We start from the raw sequence: 19595 nt of genomic DNA, 5'->3' as shown, positions 1-19595 counted from the left end.
GTACCTGAAAGGCCACCTATGGAAACTTTGACTGGTGAACAACAAAAGCGAATTGCCCTGCTGGATGCCTTTGAGGCCAAAACTGCCCCTGCGCGAGAAATTCGCAATGGCGGGATTGATCAGCACGAACAGAAATACCGCGAAAAATGGCTGCAATTGCAGTCCAGTATTGAAGCAACCCGTGGCGATCTGCAAACCAGACTGAAGGGGCTGGGTGCGTCTGATCAATCGATCTCCGCGTCGGTGGCCATGGAGCTGGCCAAACTCACTGAAGGCTATTACGCTGAAAAAGACAGGGCCGCTCGCGAACTCGATGGCACGCTGGTCAAGCCGCAAAGCTGGCTTGATTTCCTGAAAGAGTCAAAACTTGAACAGCCCGATGACCCCATTTTTGACAGTCTGATTGAAGAAGCAGAAAAGACGCCGGATTCCGGCCTGGAAGGCTTCACCCAACAAACAGCACCCAACATTGTGCTGGCCGATTTGCAGGCGCGTGAAGGTAAGGACGGCGTCATGGAATACACGCGCGGCTTGACGGTGGCCGTGCGTGATGTCGGTGACCGCCTGGATGTGCGCAAAACCGATGATCGCGATGTCGAAGCGGCACTCAAGATCGCCGCCAAAAAGTTTGACATCGACAAAGGCCTGCTGTTGACCGGTGACACGGCCTTCAAGGTCCGTGCAGCGGAGATCTCTGGCAAATTGGGCTATCCATTGCAAAACACAGAGCCTGAGGTGTTAAGGGCCTGGATGAGAGGTAAACAGGTCGCCCAAGGCATTGAACGCGCAAATATCCCAAGTGTTGAAGCGGGCATCACGGGTGATCCGGTCAAGAACCTGAAGATTGCGCCTGTGGGCAAGTCCGTTCTTCGCGCCGATCAAAGAACGATTGACATCCTCACAAAAAGCCCCGTGGCAGATATTGACCTGCTGGGTGACGGCAAGATTTCCATGCCCGATGAACGCATGCTTGCGGCCAACGCCAGTATCAAAGATTTGGGCTATCAGGCAATTCACCAAATAGCCAAGGTTGACCTTGAACAGCAAAACGGTGGCGTTGACCCCGGGTCTGTCGATCTGCTACGCGAGAAAGGCATTTTGGACACGGACGGCAAGCTCACGCAGCTTGGAACGGATGTGGTCATGGTGCGCGATGACCGCGTCATCAGGGAACGCGAAGCGCTGGAGCCATCGCAGAAGGCGAACATTGCACAGTATTTCAAAACGTCTGGCGACTACGTGCGGGAGGCTTTTTTGGCGGAGCGGGAAAAGGCCGCACCTGAAGTGGCCGAAGAGAGAAGAGAACAAGCGCTCGAAAATAAAAAAGCCTCTCAGATGTGGAAAAAAATGCCAGTGTCGCCTCAACTTGACTTGGAGGAATATATTGAACGTTGATCGACACCGCCCGACCATATCGGGCATTTTTATAGGAAAAACCATGCAAGCAATGACACCCATCTCTCCGCAAACAATGGCTGAACTGGGCATACCAGCCGACGCCCAAGTGCATTCGGTTCGCGATGCCGACAAGCTCGGCATTGAGCTCTCCGGCCCTGAACATGACGATGTTGACGCCCTGGATTTTGTCGAGGTGCATCATGACTGAGCCCAAAAAAGACCTGCGTGAGCAAATCACGGATCGCATCGTCGCCTCCCTGGAGTCGGGTGTCATGCCCTGGCGCAAGGGTTGGAGCAATGAAGGTGGTGTTGCTGCCGGACTGCCCCGCAATGCGGTTTCTGGCCGTATTTACAGCGGCGGTAACCGGCTCATGCTGATGATGCAGGGAATGGACAAAGGCTACGCCGATCCACGCTGGCTGACCTACAAGCAGGCAGCCAGCCTGGGCGGTGGTGTCACCCAAGGCGAAAAGTCAACGCCCATCGAATACTGGGACGAGTTGCCTTTTCATCGCCGCCGGGACGTTGACATCACCCACAATGGCGCTCGGGTAACGCTTGCTGAAGCGCCTGAGAAGCATGCGCAAACGGTCAAACTTGCCAGTGGGCTGCAGGTGGACACGCGTCAATTGGTGGTGGAATCTGACGGGACCAAATACAGTTGGCGGCAGGCTGAGCGGACCTTGAGCTTGCTGTTCGAAAAAACCAGCCATGCCTTCAATGTCGAGCAATGCAACGGCTTGACCCTTGAACCTATCGCCACAACAAAAGACCGCCCTGCTGTGGAAAAGATCGCTGCAGTAGAAAAAATTGCCAGCGGTATGAAGCTCGACGGCTTGACGCTTGAACACGGCGGTGATCGGGCTTTTTACTCGCCTGCACGCGATGCCGTTCAAATGCCGAATCCTGATCAGTTTGAAAGCCCTGAAGCCTACTCCGGCACGCTATTGCATGAACTCGGCCACGCGACCGGCGGCGAAAACCGGCTCAACCGGCCTCTCGCCAACGGCTTTGGCACGAGTGAGTATGCCCGTGAAGAATTGGTGGCGGAGTTGTGCAGCGCTTTCGCCAGTGCCGAAACCGGCGTACAGTTTGACGACAAAAATCATGCCGCTTACATCGGGTCATGGCTGGAAGCACTCAAAGGCGACAAGCACGCCGTCTTTGCAGCGGCCAAGGACGCGTCAAAAGCGGTGGACTATTTGATTGAGAAGAGCCTGGGCGTTGAGGTCGAAAAAGACGTTGGCCTGGTGGCGGATGAGGTTAAGGTAGAACCCGTGAAAGAGGAGACCCTGAAGCCCTCGAAAGCCAGGGCAAAAAAAGTTGCTAAACCTGAAACTGAACTGGAAATTTAGAAATTGAAGGCTCTGCATGTCCCAATCGCAGCGACAGCAGCTCTACGTTATCCCCCGCACCCAAGGGGACATTACTCACTTTGTATGGATTGCCTTCCTGATATTCGGAGTTGTCACTGCGCTGACCTTCGTGCTGGTGACGCAATATACGGCCTGGCAATTTCGTTTTCACCCGACACTCGGATCACCCGCCGCGATTCTTGGCCAGACGCGGATTTACTGGCCGTGGGACATCCTGATCTGGATATTTCGGTATTTCCGGCCAGACTCATCACCGGATGTCATGGCCGTCATCAAGACAGCGCAACTGATGCTGGCTGGAGGCGCCATGACCGCCATTGTTTTTCCGGTGGCCTACGTGTTTCGGCGAACCCGCAAGCTGAAAGACGAACGCAATGACCTGCACGGTTCAGCGCATTGGGCGGTGGCAGACGAAATCGAAGCTGCAGGGATCTTGCCGACACGGGAAAACGTCGGCGGTGTGATGCTGGGGGCTGTTGAGATTCCAGTCAAAACTGTCGGTTTCAACCCGTTTGGCGCAACAGCCAAAACTATCTATTTGCGCCATGGCGGGCCGGAACACATTCTGGTCTTTGCTCCAACGCGTTCGGGTAAAGGTGTTGGTATCGTGATACCGACACTTTTATCCTGGTCAGAATCTGTTTTGGTGCATGACGTCAAGGGAGAAAACTGGGCGCTGACGTCCGGCTTTCGTGAGAAGGTGTTGAAACAACGTTGCCTGCGGTTTTCGCCATCAGAAATCGAGTCGGCCCGCTTCAATCCCCTGTCTGAAATTCGCCTTGACGACAACCTGGTCAAGGACGTGCAGAACGTCTCGACCATGATTGTTGACCCTGACGGCAAAGGCCTGCAAGACCATTGGGCCAAAACCGGCTTTGACCTGATGACCGGTGTCATCATTTTTGTGCTGGTGTCCGATGAGCTGGAGGATTCGCAACGGAATTTGTCAACCGTGCAGGCGATTTTGTCGGACGGTGGCCCCGTGCGTGAACTGGCTGAGCGATTGGCCGCTGACAAAGATACCGATGCTGACGAAAAAGCCAAAATTGCAGAGGGCTTTCGGGCGGTGATGGAATACATCCGGGACACCGGCTACGAAAAGATCAGTGCCGGGCACTGTACCGATGTTGATCTGGTCGCCTGGAAAACTGCATCGCAGGCGGCTCAATCGTTCTTGAACAAGGCATCCAACGAGGCCTCTGGCGTGCTGTCGACGGCCTTGTCGTTCCTGTCGCTGTACCGGGATCCGATTGTGGCTGCCAACACCAGTGCGTCGGACTTCACCATCGAATCGCTGATGCAGCGCAGAACCAGCTTGTACCTGGTCGTGCCGCCCTCCGACAAAGACCGCCTGAAGCCACTTTTGAGGCTTATCATCAACCAGGTGGTTCGTCGCCTCACAGAAAAAATGGAGTTCGACGAGACCGGCGCTTCGAAGTCGCGCTTCCCCCACAAGATGTTGCTGCTGATTGACGAATTCCCGGCGCTCGGCAAACTGGAAATTTTTGAGGAGGCCCTGGCATTTATCGCTGGCTACGGGCTCAAGGCGCTGTTGATCACACAAGATTTGTCCCAGCTGACAAAAGCCTACTCAAAGGACGAGTCGATCATGTCGAACTGCCACATCCGGATTGCCTTCGCGCCCAACAAAATCGAAACGGCAGAACTGCTCTCCAAAATGAGTGGCGCCTCTACGGTGGCCCACACCCAAAGAAATTTCTCGGGATCACGCCTGAGCGTGGTGCTGAACAACGTCAGCACCAATGAACAATTGAGCCAGCGGCCCTTATTGACACCGGATGAAACCATGCGCCTGCCACCCACTGATGAGCTCGTGTTTGTGGCTGGTCACGCGCCGATCTACTGCCAGAAAATCATCTATTACAAGGATCCAGCGCTGGTGAAAAGACAGATGCTGGGGGCCGCCAAACTGATCGGGAATTCGGTGATTGACGCGCGGGAGAAAGCCGCTCGAAGCTGAATGACCAAACTCTTGCAACATGCAAGCAAAACAACTGAACCTCATCCCTCTCTATGTGACGCTGCTGGTGTTGTCGGTGGTAGCGATTTTTGCCGTGACGGCAAAATCATCTGGCATCGTTTTGAATGTCACTGGCTCGATGCCTGGCACGGTCTACAAAGTGGGTCATGGAGAAAAAGGCAGCCTGACCAGCTTTTGCTCTCCGATTCCACATCCCTCCATCGGTCACGGCTCGTGCCCTGATGGCAGCATGCCCTTGATCAAAAGAGTGGTTGGGGTTGCTGGTGACTTGGTGACGGCAACGGATGACGGGGTTGAAATTAACGGACAGCCAGTGCCGAATTCAAGGCCGCTTGACCTGGATACCAAGGGACAGGCACTTCCCCATATGCGCGGATGTTTTACGCTCAAGCAAGGGGGAATCTGGACCGCCGGTGAGCATCCGAACAGCTTTGATTCGCGGTATTTTGGGCCTGTGAAATTTCCAAGGGACCACCACAACAGGCCACGCAAATCCTCTTTCGGATTTGTCGAAGATTGATCGGTTTGCTGTGCGCGTGTGTCGCGCCAGGCGAATTGCGTAATCCGACCAAAAAAGCCAGCCATTACGATCCAACGAAACCACTGATTCCGGTGTCAACGTTGCCAGTCATACTAATTCAAAACCGCAACTTGTGAGTGCGCACACTGGATGAAACCTAGGTCAGTTCCAGACCCGAAGAGGCCAGCCAACTTGCCGAAATGACCCATCCAAACCGGCCGTTCATCTCTGCCTCTGAAGGTCAGCAGGTGTTGATTTCGATGGCAGCCACATCAGCAACGATTGGTTGATTCAGTGGTAATCATCTTCCCGTTGGTGACGAATCGCACCGATGATGACGGTTCTGTCATCGACAATTTCATAAAGTGCCACATAGCCTGAGCGTCCAAAAGTGATCACTAGCTCTCGGATAAAAGGACTCTCCCCAACCTTTCGACAGGCAAATGGAGATGACCTCAAAAAGCCTATGCCCTCTTTGATGGCTTGTAGCGCCCTCTCGGGAATGTCAAGATCACCAGCCTCACTGTCCAGTTCACGCTGAAGAATGAAATCAAAAAGCCTCTCCAAGTCTTCGTCGGCAGCGGCACTGAATTGAACGGCATAGATCATCGATGGTGCTGAGACTGGGTTCGACGCGCAGCCGCCAGTTTGGCTTCAAGCTTGGCAACTACAACCTCCGCAGCAATGCCACCACCTACTCGCTTTGTTTCCTCGATGGCTGTGATGCCCCGATGCAGGAATTCAGCTTGATGCTTGCGCTTCAAAACCGTTTGGCGTACGGCGCTTTCGACGAATTGTGAAAGCGATTCACCCTGCTCAAGGACACCTTCAACTTCGATCCTGAACTCAGGTGCTACGCGAATGGGGGGGATTGTTGCAGTTTTCATCGCTGTATTGTATTGCGATTGCAATTCACGCCAAGGATGGCGGGCTTCCGTGGCCGGTTCACATTGGTAGCAACGTCAATAACGGGCACCTTGCCAAAGTCTGCGAACAGCCGTTGACCAGCCACCAAATTCATGAAATCGGCTCACCCGGAAGCTGGCATTCGTGGCTGTCGGGAAACGCTGCCTAGCCGGTGCTCGTCCCAACAGTTTATAGCCACATCAGGTGGCTATATCAGGTCGGAACTGGTGGCGTTTTGGTGCCGGTTAGAGCGGCTTCATTGGTCAGATTACGTACGAACCTCGCCCCTAAAGCACTGTTGCGCGAACTGTGGCAATCAGATCGTCGGGGGTAATGACCTTTTGAGGCAAAAATGGAACAGATCGCATTGGCAAATCTTTGATCACCCCAGCACTTTGCAGTGCCATGGCCACCAGCTCAGTGCAATAGAGCTTTTTGCCGTTGTCATCCAGCGCTAACTGGTCATCAAAGGGACGACCCAAAAGCGATTTGGCAGCGTTTTGAACCGCATCCACTTTGTCCACCGGCATCAACAACACTTTCCCCTCTGAGGCCTGCTCGGCACTGAAAAATACCTCCGGTTTTTCGAGCTTGGTGCCAAAGCCTGGCATGGCACTTTCAATGTAGATTTGGCCATCTGGTATCAACTGCACGGCGATGCCCACATGACTCCATTTGCCGCCACCCTGACCGAACAGTACCGCTTGCGTGATGGGATCATTGTCAAGGCCGCGCCGCGCCACAACGGCTCCAGGTCGAACTGCTGCAACAACGTGATCTCTCCAAGCCTCTGTTTCTGCCCGGGAAAAAGTGGCCGTCATCAGGAAGACCATGGTCACCACCATGCTGCTGGTGGGCTTCACCGAGGAGAAAAGCCAGCGTTCGCCAGCCCTATGCGAACTCTGTCGAGGGCATCACGAATGAGGTACGCCTCAAAGTCGTCTACTGCATTGCTGCGAATTTCTGAGAATCCAACCCGCTTGACAAATTGGGCCAGCGCGATTACCAGTGTTTCATTCATTTTCACCGTTAAAGTAATCATTTTAAAATAACAAAATAATCTGTTTGAATGGAAAAATAAATATTAATCATTGCCGTCATTCAAACTTCCTAGGTCATGGAAAAAATTTTACAAGAAGCGATAATTAATACATCTAAAGAACCGTTTGATGACCTCGATGGATATAAACCAAAATACTGGAAAAACATATCTGCAAACTGTCAACCATGCACCAAATCCCATCAGAGCCAGGATGGCACCTTGCTTTTGATCCCAGGCTAGCGACCCAAACCAGAGCGCGCCTCCCCAGACCAGGCAAGTGATCGCAAGGCAAAAGAGCCATTTGGTGTAAAAGACCACTTGCCCGTACCGATATACAGCGCTATTGATCCAGCGTCTTGCTGTAGTTCTACGATTGTTGGCCATGGGAAAGTAATCTAATCAGATGAAAATAAATATGATTCACTATTATTTTTAGCAGCATGAAGTCATTATCTATTTTAACTCAGAGTAGCTATAAAGTTAATAGGTAAATTAATACGATGTTGTTTTTAAAACTCATAATTCCAATTCTTTATCCCTTGTCTTCTCAGCGGCTAAAAATGCCAATTCCGGGTTTTTCACTTTGATACCCATTTGCAGAGCTTCTTTGGCAGCCAACTCCCGAAACGTCACTGACCCTGTGACGAATACTTCACCACCAAATTTTTGAGAGGCCAGTAACAGCCCTGCGCGCATGGCTTGTGGGTCGTTCTCTTGCGTCACATCGATCCGCGGTCCACTGTCGGTCAGTCGTACCGTGCCACGGGTGTCAAGGTATTCAATGCAGTGCTCTGGAGTGATCCTGAGCCGGGCTGTGCGGATGTCGAAGTCGTCGGGTCGTGCCGTGCCCCTGATGCTGTTTTCCCGGCTTGCTGCGGGGGCGGTATGGCCGAGGTCTTCGCCCTCGATGCCTGCCTTTTGTTTGGTTTTGTCTCGCTGGGACCGATAGCGCAGCCCGCGAAGTGCGGAGATTGCCGCCTCGTTGCCTAGCGCCGCCTGCCGCTCCAGCCACGGCAACCATTCCATCGCGTTGGCATGTGTAAGCGCCAGGCGTTCACGCTTTTGCCGGTCTGCCAAGTCTTCCATCGCCGCCGTGCGCTGTGCTGCCCACAGGAGTCTCGCCACCTGGCTCCCATATTGATTTTGCAGATGGGTCAGGGTCCCGGTTTTAGAAGCCGCAAGCTGTTGGAGCAGGTCAGATTTTTCTGCTTTGTAAAGCTCTCGCAGCTCCAGCCTTGCGGCCTTGCGGTTGTCTTTAGCCGTGTATTTTTCTGACTTGTATTGCTCAAAGAGTGCTGTGCGTGCAATGGCACGATCAATTCTGGCTTGATCGCGCTGTTCGCCTCGCCCGGTGCACCCGGGATATTCCTGCGAGTCCGGGTCAGTACCACAGGCAACACGGGCAACGTAATCGTTGTAAGTGGCTCCGTCAATCGACCGGTTGGTCGATGAGGTCTGCCCTATGGGAATGTTGGGCGGCTGGTACTCACCAAAGCGCTTTTGCAAGCGCCCCAGACTCAGTGCATAGTGAACGGCTGACGCTTTGGTTTGCGTTGCCTTGTCGAGCATGTCGGTCTCGAAAATCAAGCCGGATTTGACTTTCACCACACGCAGGCCTCTGGCGACGCATGCGCGATGGAACTCCTGCCAGTTCTGCGTTGCAACCAGCTCTGGTGCAACCTTGTTGTTGAGCCAGCCGGCCAGTGAGGGCAGTCCTGCCTTGACTTCCCCCATGCGCGCCTTCACGGCAGGTGCATGCGGTGCAAGTGACTTGTCGGTTTCAAGTCCAAGCTGGCGGCGCAGCGCATGCGTCAGCCGCTTGATTTGACCGTCAATGACCACGTGGGGGCCGTTGTCATGCTGCCAGCCCTGTTCAAGTTCGATCTCCCGACAGGTTTTGTCCAGCACAAGGAAGTCATAGCGTGGTGGCCCGGTCAGTACCAAATGCTCAGGGTGGACACGGTTGGCAATGATGTGAATGTGGTGGTGGTGATCTTTGTCGCGGTGGATCGCAAAAAATGCCTGGTTGTCGGCCATGCCAACCGCTTTGAGCGCCTTGGCGGCTGCAACCGCGGCCTGGTCAACGGTCGGCTGCTCGCCAGCCTTCCATGAAAGGACTACGTGATAAAACGGATTGGTTTTGGGATGCGCTCTTGATCTTGCCGCCCAGGCCCGCGCTGTGCTGTCCATCCACTTGATGATTTGCCTGCGATCATCCGGGTCAGTGGGGTTGAGGCCCTCCATGTTGAAGGATGCAGCTTCCAGCACACCATCGCGCGCAAGGTAGTCGGCGCCGTCCTCTGGCCCGTAGTAGTCGGGCTCTGGTTGTGCTGGTGCCTTTTTGAGGTCGTCAACGACATAGTTTGCTGCGCTGGCCACCGTTTTCCAGGACTTCTTCAGCATGATGACCTTAGCCAGCATGAACCATTCCGGCTGCCCTGTCCTTGCCACCTGAGGCGGTTGCTTCCAGCGTGTCAGCGCGCTCACGCAGCTCATGGATCAATGCCCACCATTTTTTTCGGTCTTCTGCCGTCCAGCGGATATCTCTGGCCGGGTACAGGTGCTTGAGCATGGCACCCAGACGACGAAATTCGTAGCCAGCCTGAGCTCTGTCAACGGTGACATAAACTGCGCCATGCAAGGTGGTGTCGCGGATCATCTGCGACACACTGACGCCCAGCGCTGCTGCACGCGCGTTGAAGCGGTCTGCTTCATCGGGCGAAACCCTGAGTTTCAAAAACGTTGAACGCGGCATGATCAAAAAAGACCACGCGACAGTTCACCGCGTTGTGCGCGCCGTGTCGCCACGACGACGGTAGACAGGCTGATTGACAGTACCACGCCGGACATTCTTTTCATTTGCATCTCCAATCGACTATCCGCCACGACGGCGGATAGCCAATACGGGTGCGTCGCAAGTATGGACGCGCGCGCCTGTGGTGAGTTTGGCTGTTGGGCTGAAACGGACTGACAAGGCAAACAAAGCGGAGCGACTTTGTTTTGACAGTCCGTTTGAGCGTCGCCCAGGGGTTAGCCTCACGGCTGGGGTTGTCGAATGACATCCCCAATGAGTTGAATCATCCTTTCGGATGTTGCGACAACGATCGTTGTCGGGGTGGCATTAGGCAAACCGGGTGCCTTGCAAGCTTGGCTGGGTTTCGGGCAATTCGCAAAGAATTTTTTCAAATTGACCAAGATTGCAAAACTTGCGTGACCATTCGGACACGAGACTGAACCTTTCTGCTGGGCTGAAACGGACTGACAAGGCGAACAAAGCGGAGCGACTTTGTTTTGGCAGTCCGTTTGAGCGTCGTCCAGGGGTTAGCCCCACGGCTGGGGTTGTCGCACGGCATCCCCAATGAGTTGAATTTTGAAAGGCGTTAGCGCATTAGCCCCACTTGCACACCAGCGGTATCAAGCAACTACCAAACATGCTGGCGTCATCTGTCCAGCTGGAGTAAATCATGTTTTTCCGAACAAACAAGCTCACCATATCGCTCAATAACGGCCCACGCCGCTTACACATGACAACTGTTGCACTCGGAACGCCGTGAATGCCCGCACAGCCTGTCGCGCAAGATCAACTCATTGCTATGGCTAAAGTTTGTGGCTCCTGACGATATCTGACTTTTGCAAATGGACCACAGCAACGAACCCGACGAGATGGAAGAATGACCAAGGATGCCATCATTACCATCAAGCCACTGTACCTGGCGCGGGAGCAAGCGGCGATGTATCTGTCGATCAGCGATTCAATGCTAGACAAGCTGGTAGCCCAGGGTGACGCGCCCAAACCTCGGCGCATTTCTGCCGGGCGCACCGCCTGGTTGGTGGACGAGCTCGATGCCTGGGGGCGCGCTCGGCCAGTGTCGGACTTTGTGCCACCCATCAACAGCGGCCATGGTCGCGCTGGCAAGCCGACTTGATCACTTTGGCATCAGGCTTTGCATACGGTCTGACAGTTTTTTGAGCCATTCAATACGCTCAGCGTCGTAGCTGTAGGCGTTGTATATGCCCTCAACGCCCGGCTGAACGTGACCCAGGATCGCCTCACGGTATTCCTTGACGCATCCGAGACTCGATAGCATGGTGCTGGCCGTGCGTCGCAGATTGTGTGGCGTCCAGTGCGTTACTGGTAGCACCAGCCCGCTGATGCTCTGGCGCCCTGTCACCTTGGGGCTGTAAGGCTGCAGGTTGTAGATGTAGGTCGAAAAATCATGCTGGCTATATGCCTTGCCCTTGGCATCCTCCCACATCAGGCCGGACGGCCCAATGGACGCCATCCTGCGCTGCACCACGGCCAGTGCTTGGCCGAACAATGGGACGCGTAAATCGACTGCCTGCGGAACGTTGGCGTTCTTGGTAAGCGACTTGGGCACCGTCCACCACCACTGCTCGTCAGTCTGCGTAATGTGGTCGCGCTGCATGGACAAAATTTCGGCGCCGCGTGTGGCCGTCCATAAGTGCATCAGCACCAGATCGCGCCCGGTGGCGTGCATGTTGGGAATCCAGGACAGCAGTTGCGAAACTTCATCCGGGTGCAGCACGCGCCGCGTCTGGCCCTGATGCTTGCCCCCAATCACCTTGCCCTTGCTTTTGATCCGGCCGCGCTGCACCAGGCGCCACCAGTTGGTCGCATCACCATCGAGCTTGCCGGCATCGAGCGCATAGTCCCAGGCCGAACCGAATAACGAGCGTAGCTTTTGCGCCATCGTTGGCGTAGCTTTTCGGCTTTCCAGAACCTCGAACGCATCGGCGCGCGCAACCTCATCAGCGGGTTTGTCGGCAAAGCCGGGTTTGTCCTCGAGGATGCGATCGAACATGTTTGCGGCTGCGTCAAATCCTGCCGGCTTGCGACTCTGGCGCAAATGCCCGTCCTTGAAATCCTGCAACAGCTTACGCACGGTGTAGACCGCGGGCGCTTCGACCTTGACAGCCTGGCGCTGGGCCTTGCGCTGTGCAGCCGGGTCGACGCCAGCCTCGCGCTGGTCGCGCAACGCTTGCCAGTCCGTAGCTGCTACGTGCGCCGGCATCACCGGCCACTGACCGATGCGCACCTGCTTCATTCGATTGGCGGCATCCTTGTATCGGTAGGTCCAGGTCTTGCCGGTCTGCGTAGCCACTAGACGCAGCCCAGGACAGCCGTCGATAACCATATGTTCTCCGGGTGGCAGCAGCTTTGCGGCGCGGGCATCAAAATACATCGAACTACAATCTCCATGTGATCAAGTCGTCGGGGGGATTTCCCAGGCGGCGTAAGTTCCAAAAACCTACGCCAAAACCTACGCCTAGATCATAAGTGAATGCGGTTTAATGTGGTTTGATGTGGTGATAAAATTTTCAACGAAAGTTTAAAAAACGTTGAAAATCAATCACTTATCTGAAAACTTATAGAAGAATCAAGCAGTTACAAAACGCGGGTGTAGTTCAATGGTAGAACTTTTGCTTCCCAAGCAAATAGCGTGGGTTCGATTCCCATCACCCGCTCCACTCCCCCCAAATCTCCCCGATCACCGCCTCGTAGCCCTCGCGCCATGAGACATAGCTTGCAAACGCCCACAAAAAAAGCACTTGACGTTGCCGCTAAGTGCTTGATTTATCTACCAAATTTGGTAGGCGCGATTGGACTCGAACCAACGACCCCCACCATGTCAAGGTGGTGCTCTAACCAGCTGAGCTACGCGCCTAAGGGTCTCTAAAAGAGAACGAGAGTATAGCCGCAATATTGCGCCGATCCGAGGCCCCGGGAGCGAAAATTCACAGTGGGCGCTTGCGCCATAATTGACGTTTACGTTCACGTCAATCACTTTTTGGAGTTCACCATGGAAATTGCAGGCAAAGTATTCGTCGTCACCGGTGGCGCCTCGGGTCTGGGCGAAGGCACGGCCCGCATGCTCGCCAGCAAGGGCGGTACCGTGGTGATTGCCGACATGCAGGCCGACAAAGGGGAAGCCGTGGCCAGGGAGATTGGCGGCGCGTTTGTCAAATGCGACGTCAGCAGCGAATCTGACGCGCAAGCCGTGGTGGCCTGCGCCACTGGCTTGGGCAAATTGATGGGCCTGGTGAACTGCGCCGGCATTGCACCGGCCGAGAAAACCGTGGGCAAGACCGGCCCGCACGCCCTGGCACTGTTCAGCAAATGTATCAGCGTCAACCTGGTCGGCAGCTTCAACATGATCCGCCTGTGCGCGGACGCCATGAGCCGAAATGCGCCCGAGGCCACGGGCGAGCGCGGTGTGCTGATCTCCACCGCCTCGGTGGCGGCTTTTGACGGCCAGATCGGCCAGGCCGCCTACAGTGCATCCAAGGGTGGCATCGTCGGCATGACGCTGCCCATTGCCCGCGACTTGGCGCGCAACGGCATTCGCAACATGACCATTGCCCCCGGTATTTTTGGCACCCCGATGCTGTTCAGCTTTCCCCAGGAAGTGCAGGACGCGCTGGCGGCCAACGTGCCGTTTCCGTCGCGCCTGGGCACGCCGCAGGACTACGCCAAGCTGACGGTGCATATTTTTGAGAACGACATGCTCAATGGCGAGGTGATCCGGCTCGACGGCGCGATCCGGCTGGCGCCGCGCTGACCGGCTGACCGGCCGCGACAGCGCTGGACCCGCCGCGATAGTTCGGGCTGGCGGCTTCCTACAATCCGGTCATGTCCATCCCCCAAACCTTTGTTCAGGAATTGCTCGCCCGTGCCGACGTGGTGGAGATCGTCGGGCGCTATGTGCCGCTCAAAAAGGGCGGCGCCAACTTCATGGGCCTGTGCCCGTTTCACAGCGAAAAGTCGCCCTCTTTTTCAGTCAGCCCGACCAAGCAGTTCTACCACTGCTTCGGCTGCGGCAAGACCGGCAACGCCATCGGCTTCCTGATGGAGCACGCGGGCATGAGCTTTGTCGAAGCGGTGCAGGACCTGGCCCAGCAATTTGGCATGAAAGTGCCCGAAGACGATGCCAGCCCGCAGGACCGGGCGCGCGCGGCCGAGCAGCGGCAAAAACAAAGCACGCTCAACGAGGTGCTGGAAAAAGCCTGCCTGGCCTATCAAAAGCAGCTCAAGGGCTCCGAGCGCGCCGTGGCCTATTTCAAGGGCCGGGGGCTGTCCGGGCGGATTGCCAAGCAGTTTGGGCTCGGCTACGCACCCGAAGGCTGGCGCAGTCTGGCCAGCGTCTTCCCCAATTACGACGACCCGCTTCTGGTGGAAAGCGGCCTGGTCATCCTGACTGAAGAAGAAGGCCAGGAAGCCAAACGTTACGACCGCTTTCGTGATCGGGTGATGTTTCCGATCCGGAACATCAAGGGCGAGTACATCGGCTTTGGCGGCCGCGTGCTGGGCGATGACAAGCCCAAGTACCTCAATTCGCCAGAAACCCCGGTTTTCAGCAAGGGGCGTGAACTTTACGGTTTGTTTGAGGCGCGCAGCGCCTTGCGCGAGCAGGGTTACGCACTGGTGACCGAAGGCTACATGGACGTGGTGGCGCTGGCGCAGTTGGGCTTTCCCAATGCGGTGGCCACACTGGGCACGGCCTGCACGCCCGAGCATGTGCACAAGCTGTTTCGCTTCACCGATGCGGTGGTGTTCAGCTTTGACGGCGACAGCGCGGGCCGGCGCGCGGCACGCAAGGCGCTCGATGCCGCACTGCCACTGGCCACCGACGTGCGCTCGGTCAAGTTCTTGTTTTTGCCGGCCGAACACGACCCGGACAGCTTCATCCGGGAGCACGGCAAGGACGCCTTTGCCCGCTATATCAGCGAGGCCGTGCCCCTGAGCCGCTTTTTGATCGACGCCGCGCGCGACGGCTGCGACCTGCACAGCGCCGAAGGCCGCGCCCATCTGGCCAGCAATGCCAAACCCTTGTGGGAAATGCTGCCCGCGGGCGCCCTCAAACAACAACTGCTGGCCGAGATCGCCGACCTGGTCCAACTCAGTCCGCGCGAACTCACCGACATCTGGCACCCGGCGCCAACCAAGGTCAAGCGCGAAAAATCTGAACGTTATGGCAATGACGGCCCAGCCCGTCAGGACTTCCCCGACTACAGCCCCAGGAACTACAAAAAGAAAGCGCCCACACGCACCCCAGGCGGCCGTCTGCCCGCCAGCCGGGCCGACCATGCGGCGCGCATTTTGCTCGACAACATGGCCGCGCTGGAATCCCTGTCGGCCGAAGACCACACCCTGCTCTGCGGTCTGCCAGCACCTCATGGTCCGTTGTTTACCTGGCTTGAGAGCCAGCTTCATGAGCACGGCCCGATCCCCTGGGTCGCCTTGCGCGAAGGCCTGCAAGGGCATGAGAGCGAAGACTTTGCGCTCAAGCTCATGGCCGGCTACGAACTTGGCGCCGACAGCGATGCCGCCGAGGAGCTCAATGAGTTGCGCCATCTGATCAACCGCATGCTGATCGAGCACCTCAAAACCGAAGAAACCCTGGCGATCGAGGCCGCCAAGGTTGATCCCGGGGCGCTGCAGCGCTACCGCGAGTTGCAGGCGCGCCGCTTGCTGCTGGAGTCTGCCACCTGAATCCGCAATGGCCATCAGGTTGATGCCAAAAGGTATAATCCGACGCTTTCCGACAAGCGCGACAGCAGCACCTCCGGTCCCGGCCACGTGATGACACATTTTTCATCCGGCCAACTTACCGCAAGGACTGCACACCAAATGTTCGCCCACACCTCTTGTCTGACCAGGTTGATTCCTTGTCCTGCCCAACGCTGGCTGCCAAAGCGTTCGTTCATACTGATATTACTGTTTTGAGGTGTCAACATGCCCGCTACCAAGCCCCATAAATCGGCTGTTCCCGCAGCAAAGACCAGCGTTGCCAAGACAAGCGCCGCCACCCCTTCCACACCGAAAGCCGCACCCGTGACCGCATCCAAAGCCAAAGCCCTCCCAGAAGACAAAAAAACAGTGATTGAAGCGGCTGCGCCTGCTGAAAAGAAGAAAGCCGCCAAGGCCAGCAAAGCCGTAGACGCGGCCACGCCAGTCAAGGTGGCTGCCAAGCGCGGCCCGAAGGCCAAGACGGTCAAGGCGGGTAAAAAGGGCGAGGACCATGACATCGACATGAGTGACATTGAGGAAGACTTGGTGGGTGAGCCCGAAGTGACCGAAGTGACCGAAGTGGCCGAGGCATCGACCGAGAAGGTCAAACCCCTGCGCATGAAAATCAGCAAGGCCAAGGAACGCGCCTTGATGAAGGAATTCGGCCTCGATGAAACCGTGCTGTCCGAAGAAGACTTGGCCAAGCGCCGGTTGCGCCTGAAAGCCCTGATCAAGCTCGGCAAAACCCGCGGCTACCTGACACACGGCGAGATTTCCGACCACCTGCCCGACAAGCTGGTCGATGCCGAGACGCTTGAAGTGGTGATCTCGATGCTCAATGACATGGGCGTGGCGGTGTACGAGCACACGCCCGACGCCGAGACCCTGCTGCTCAACCAGAACGGCCCGACCGCCGCCACCGAAGAAGAGGCTGAAGAAGAAGCCGAAGCCGCTTTGAGCACGGTGGACAGCGAGTTTGGCCGTACCACCGACCCAGTGCGCATGTACATGCGCGAAATGGGCACGGTCGAGTTGCTCACGCGTGAGGGCGAAATCGAAATTGCCAAGCGCATCGAAGGTGGCCTGATGGCCATGATGGAGGCCATCTCGGCCTCACCCGCCAGCATTGTTGAAATTCTGCAGTTGGGTGAAGACATTCGCAGCGACAAGGTGGTCATCACCACCATCGTCGACGGCTTCACCAACCCGAACGAGGCCGACGACTATGTGGCTGAAGAAGACTTCGACGAATTTGATGCCGACGATGACGATGACGGCAATGGCGGCTCCAAAGCGCTGACCAAAAAGCTCGAAGAGCTGAAAAAAGAGGCCATGAGCCGCTTTGACCGGCTGCGTGAGTACCACGAGAAGATCCTGAAAACCTACGACAAGGAAGGGTACGGTACGCCTACCTACCTCAAGACGCAGCGGCTGCTGTCTGACGAATTGATGTCGATCCGCTTTACCGCCAAGACCATTGAAAAGCTCTGCGACATGGTGCGTGGTCAGGTCGACGAGGTCCGCAAGAAAGAGCGTGAACTGCGCCGCATCATTGTCGACAAATGCGGCTACCCGCAAGAGCACTTCATTGCCGAATTCAGCGGTCGCGACAAACATCACCACAAGGTTGCCAGCCATTTGCTCGACCTGAAATGGATCGAAAAACATTCCGCCGCAGGCAAGCCCTGGAGTGCAGTGATGGCGCGGAACATTCCGCCGGTGCAGGAGTTGCAGCAGCGCCTGATTGACCTGCAAACCAAGGTCGTGGTCCCGCTGGACCAGCTCAAGGACATCAACAAGCGCATGAACGAAGGCGAATACGCTTCGCGTGCCGCCAAGAAAGAAATGATCGAGGCCAACTTGCGCCTGGTCATTTCCATTGCCAAGAAATACACCAACCGTGGCCTGCAGTTCCTCGATTTGATTCAGGAAGGCAACATCGGCCTGATGAAGGCGGTGGACAAGTTCGAATACCGTCGCGGCTACAAGTTCTCGACCTATGCCACCTGGTGGATCCGCCAGGCCATCACCCGCTCGATCGCCGACCAGGCGCGCACCATCCGGATTCCAGTGCACATGATCGAGACCATCAACAAAATGAACCGCATCAGCCGCCAGCACCTGCAGGAGTTTGGTTTTGAGCCCGATGCGTCGGTGCTGGCCGAGCGCATGGAAATTCCCGAGGACAAGATCCGCAAAATCATGAAGATTGCCAAGGAGCCGATCTCCATGGAGACGCCGATTGGTGACGATGACGACAGCCACCTGGGCGACTTCATCGAGGACGGCGCCAACACCGCGCCCATGGAAGCCGCGATGCAGGCCGGCCTGCGCGACGTGGTGAAAGACATCCTGGACAGCCTGACGCCGCGCGAAGCCAAGGTGCTGCGCATGCGCTTCGGCATCGAGATGACCAACGACCACACGCTGGAAGAAGTGGGCAAGCAGTTTGACGTGACGCGCGAGCGCATTCGCCAGATCGAGGCCAAGGCGCTGCGCAAGCTCAAGCACCCGAGCCGCTCCGACAAGCTGCGCAGCTTCACCGACAACCTGTAAGCTGCGCGAAGGCATGTTGGGACAGCGCCATGCACGAAATGTCGCTGGCCGAAGGTGTGTTGCAACTCATCGAGGACGCGGCACGCCGGGACCAGTTCAACAAGGTCAGCGCCGTCTGGCTTGAAATTGGCCAACTCTCGGGTGTGGAGCCCGAAGCCCTGGCCTTTTGTTTTGATGCGGTGACGCGCGGCACGGTGGCCGACGGGGCCAGGCTGGAGATCATCACCCTGCCCGGCCAGGGTTGGTGTGAGGCCTGCGCCCGGACCGTGCCCCTGACCGAGGTCTTTGGCGAATGCCCGCAGTGCGGAAGCTACCCGCTGCAAGTGACGGCCGGCACTGACATGCGGGTGAAGGAACTTGAGGTAAGCTGAGCACCAACGTGGTCCCAACGGATCCAATCGAGGAGGCAGGCAATGTGTGTGACATGTGGTTGCGGTGAAGGTGAGGTCAGGATCGACGGCGCGGCAGTGCAACATGACCACGTCCATGAACATGTGCACGCCGATGGCACCCGCCACGCGCACGAACACCCCCATGACCACGAACACACGCATGACGCAGCACCTGCGCATTCCCATGCGCCGGGCGTCACGCCCACCCGCAGGGTGCAAATCGAGCAGGACATCCTGGCCAAAAACAAGGCCTATGCCCAAGCCAACCGCCGGCTACTTTCCGAGCGCGGCATTTTTGCGCTGAACCTGGTCTCCAGCCCGGGCTCGGGCAAAACCACCTTGCTATGCAAGACCATCGAACTGCTGAAACAGCAGACAGTCGCCGTGATCGAAGGCGACCAGCAAACCAGCCAGGATGCCGACCGCATTCGCGCCACTGGCGCGCAGGCGATTCAGATCAACACAGGCAAGGGCTGCCATCTCGATGCCCACATGGTGGGCCACGCCCTGGCCCAGCTCAAACTGGCCGAAGAGTCCCTGCTGATGATCGAAAACGTGGGCAACCTGGTGTGCCCGGCAGCGTTCGACCTGGGCGAAGCGCACAAGGTGGTGATCCTGTCGGTCACCGAGGGCGAAGACAAACCCATCAAGTACCCCGACATGTTCCGTGCCGCCAGCCTGATGTTGCTCAACAAAACCGACCTGCTGCCCTACCTGAATTACGACGTGAAGGCCGCCATTGGCTATGCGCGCCGGGTCAACCCCGAGATCAAGGTGATTCAAGTCTCTGCCACCAGTGGCGCAGGCATGGATGAATGGCTGGATTTTTTGCGCGCGGGCGTGGCCCAGGCGCGTGCTGTTCGACGGCATTGA

At 56.6% G+C, this 19595-nt stretch carries 18 protein-coding genes and 2 tRNA genes; 12 read left to right on the top strand and 8 right to left on the bottom strand.

Annotation, left to right across the window (positions count from 1 at the left end; all coding sequences use genetic code 11):
- Positions 1-18: 18 nt before the first annotated feature.
- Genes Q7U49_RS06525 through Q7U49_RS06505 form a run of 5 tightly spaced genes read left to right on the top strand, consistent with a single transcriptional unit; the run spans position 19 to position 5296 of the window.
- Positions 19-1395, top strand: coding sequence for an LPD7 domain-containing protein (locus Q7U49_RS06525; protein WP_304763298.1), 1377 nt, complete (start codon positions 19-21; stop codon positions 1393-1395).
- 43 nt (positions 1396-1438) lie between these two features.
- A complete protein-coding gene (locus Q7U49_RS06520; protein ID WP_304763296.1) occupies positions 1439-1606 on the top strand; it encodes a hypothetical protein in 168 nt (55 codons plus the stop codon).
- Positions 1599-2753 carry an ArdC family protein gene (locus Q7U49_RS06515; RefSeq protein WP_304763295.1) on the top strand — a complete coding sequence of 385 codons (1155 nt, stop codon included), beginning with the start codon at positions 1599-1601 and terminating at the stop codon, positions 2751-2753. Before Q7U49_RS06520 ends, Q7U49_RS06515 begins: the two co-directional genes overlap by 8 nt.
- Before the next feature lie 16 nt (positions 2754-2769).
- Positions 2770-4755, top strand: a complete 1986-nt coding sequence (locus tag Q7U49_RS06510; protein WP_304763293.1) for a type IV secretory system conjugative DNA transfer family protein — start codon at positions 2770-2772, stop codon at positions 4753-4755.
- A 19-nt stretch (positions 4756-4774) separates the two neighbouring features.
- Positions 4775-5296, top strand: coding sequence for a S26 family signal peptidase (locus tag Q7U49_RS06505; protein ID WP_304763291.1), 522 nt, complete (start codon positions 4775-4777; stop codon positions 5294-5296).
- Positions 5297-5587: 291 nt separating this feature from the next.
- On the opposite strand, the gene Q7U49_RS06500 is transcribed toward Q7U49_RS06505, so the two are convergent.
- The 5 genes from Q7U49_RS06500 to Q7U49_RS06480 form a co-directional block, all read right to left on the bottom strand.
- Positions 5588-5905 carry a type II toxin-antitoxin system RelE/ParE family toxin gene (locus Q7U49_RS06500; protein WP_304763289.1) on the bottom strand — a complete coding sequence of 106 codons (318 nt, stop codon included), beginning with the start codon at positions 5903-5905 and terminating at the stop codon, positions 5588-5590.
- Positions 5902-6183, bottom strand: coding sequence for a YlcI/YnfO family protein (locus Q7U49_RS06495; protein ID WP_304763287.1), 282 nt, complete (start codon positions 6181-6183; stop codon positions 5902-5904). Before Q7U49_RS06495 ends, Q7U49_RS06500 begins: the two co-directional genes overlap by 4 nt.
- A 306-nt stretch (positions 6184-6489) precedes the next feature.
- The gene (locus tag Q7U49_RS06490) at positions 6490-7047 is read right to left on the bottom strand and encodes a hypothetical protein (RefSeq protein ID WP_304763286.1); all 558 of its coding nucleotides are present in this window, start codon (positions 7045-7047) and stop codon (positions 6490-6492) included.
- Positions 7048-7760: 713 nt separating this feature from the next.
- The gene (traI, locus tag Q7U49_RS06485) at positions 7761-9665 is read right to left on the bottom strand and encodes a TraI/MobA(P) family conjugative relaxase (protein WP_304763284.1); all 1905 of its coding nucleotides are present in this window, start codon (positions 9663-9665) and stop codon (positions 7761-7763) included.
- Positions 9655-9999, bottom strand: coding sequence for a ribbon-helix-helix protein, CopG family (locus Q7U49_RS06480; RefSeq protein ID WP_304763282.1), 345 nt, complete (start codon positions 9997-9999; stop codon positions 9655-9657). The genes traI and Q7U49_RS06480 overlap by 11 nt, the downstream gene beginning before the upstream one ends.
- Positions 10000-10915: 916 nt before the next feature.
- Here Q7U49_RS06480 and Q7U49_RS06475 point away from each other — a divergent pair.
- Entirely contained in the window at positions 10916-11170 is a 255-nt protein-coding gene (locus Q7U49_RS06475) for an AlpA family transcriptional regulator (RefSeq protein ID WP_300216156.1), read from the top strand.
- On the opposite strand, the gene Q7U49_RS06470 is transcribed toward Q7U49_RS06475, so the two are convergent.
- Entirely contained in the window at positions 11171-12448 is a 1278-nt protein-coding gene (locus Q7U49_RS06470; protein WP_370653973.1) for a tyrosine-type recombinase/integrase, read from the bottom strand. It lies immediately after the preceding gene.
- Positions 12449-12660: 212 nt separating this feature from the next.
- Here Q7U49_RS06470 and Q7U49_RS06465 point away from each other — a divergent pair.
- A tRNA-Gly gene (locus Q7U49_RS06465) sits at positions 12661-12734 on the top strand.
- A gap of 120 nt (positions 12735-12854) precedes the next feature.
- Here Q7U49_RS06465 and Q7U49_RS06460 read toward each other — a convergent pair.
- Positions 12855-12931: transfer RNA gene (locus Q7U49_RS06460), tRNA-Val, on the bottom strand.
- Between the two features lie 135 nt (positions 12932-13066).
- On the opposite strand from Q7U49_RS06460, the gene Q7U49_RS06455 reads away from it, so the two are divergent.
- Together Q7U49_RS06455 and dnaG are read left to right on the top strand one after the other, a co-directional pair.
- Entirely contained in the window at positions 13067-13825 is a 759-nt protein-coding gene (locus Q7U49_RS06455) for a 3-hydroxyacyl-CoA dehydrogenase (protein ID WP_304763277.1), read from the top strand.
- A gap of 71 nt (positions 13826-13896) precedes the next feature.
- The gene (dnaG, locus tag Q7U49_RS06450) at positions 13897-15756 is read left to right on the top strand and encodes a DNA primase (protein WP_304763275.1); all 1860 of its coding nucleotides are present in this window, start codon (positions 13897-13899) and stop codon (positions 15754-15756) included.
- 14 nt (positions 15757-15770) lie between these two features.
- Here the strand turns inward: dnaG and Q7U49_RS06445 are convergent, their stop codons facing one another.
- Entirely contained in the window at positions 15771-16112 is a 342-nt protein-coding gene (locus Q7U49_RS06445; protein ID WP_304763349.1) for a hypothetical protein, read from the bottom strand.
- Here Q7U49_RS06445 and rpoD point away from each other — a divergent pair.
- The 3 genes from rpoD to hypB are packed head-to-tail and all read left to right on the top strand — an operon-like array spanning position 16000 to position 19595.
- Entirely contained in the window at positions 16000-18330 is a 2331-nt protein-coding gene (rpoD, locus tag Q7U49_RS06440; RefSeq protein ID WP_304763273.1) for an RNA polymerase sigma factor RpoD, read from the top strand. The genes Q7U49_RS06445 and rpoD overlap by 113 nt on opposite strands.
- A 29-nt stretch (positions 18331-18359) precedes the next feature.
- Complete coding sequence (gene hypA / locus Q7U49_RS06435; protein WP_304763271.1) at positions 18360-18701, top strand: hydrogenase maturation nickel metallochaperone HypA; 342 nt, start codon at positions 18360-18362, stop codon at positions 18699-18701.
- A 42-nt stretch (positions 18702-18743) separates the two neighbouring features.
- Positions 18744-19595: a hydrogenase nickel incorporation protein HypB gene (hypB, locus tag Q7U49_RS06430; RefSeq protein WP_304763270.1), complete on the top strand. Its 852-nt coding sequence runs from the start codon at positions 18744-18746 to the stop codon at positions 19593-19595.

Source organism: Rhodoferax sp., from assembly GCF_030653815.1.
GTDB lineage: Bacteria > Pseudomonadota > Gammaproteobacteria > Burkholderiales > Burkholderiaceae_C > Rhodoferax.
The sequence above is the reverse complement of the archived record's forward strand: the minus strand, read 5'-3'. Positions and strand labels throughout refer to the sequence as shown.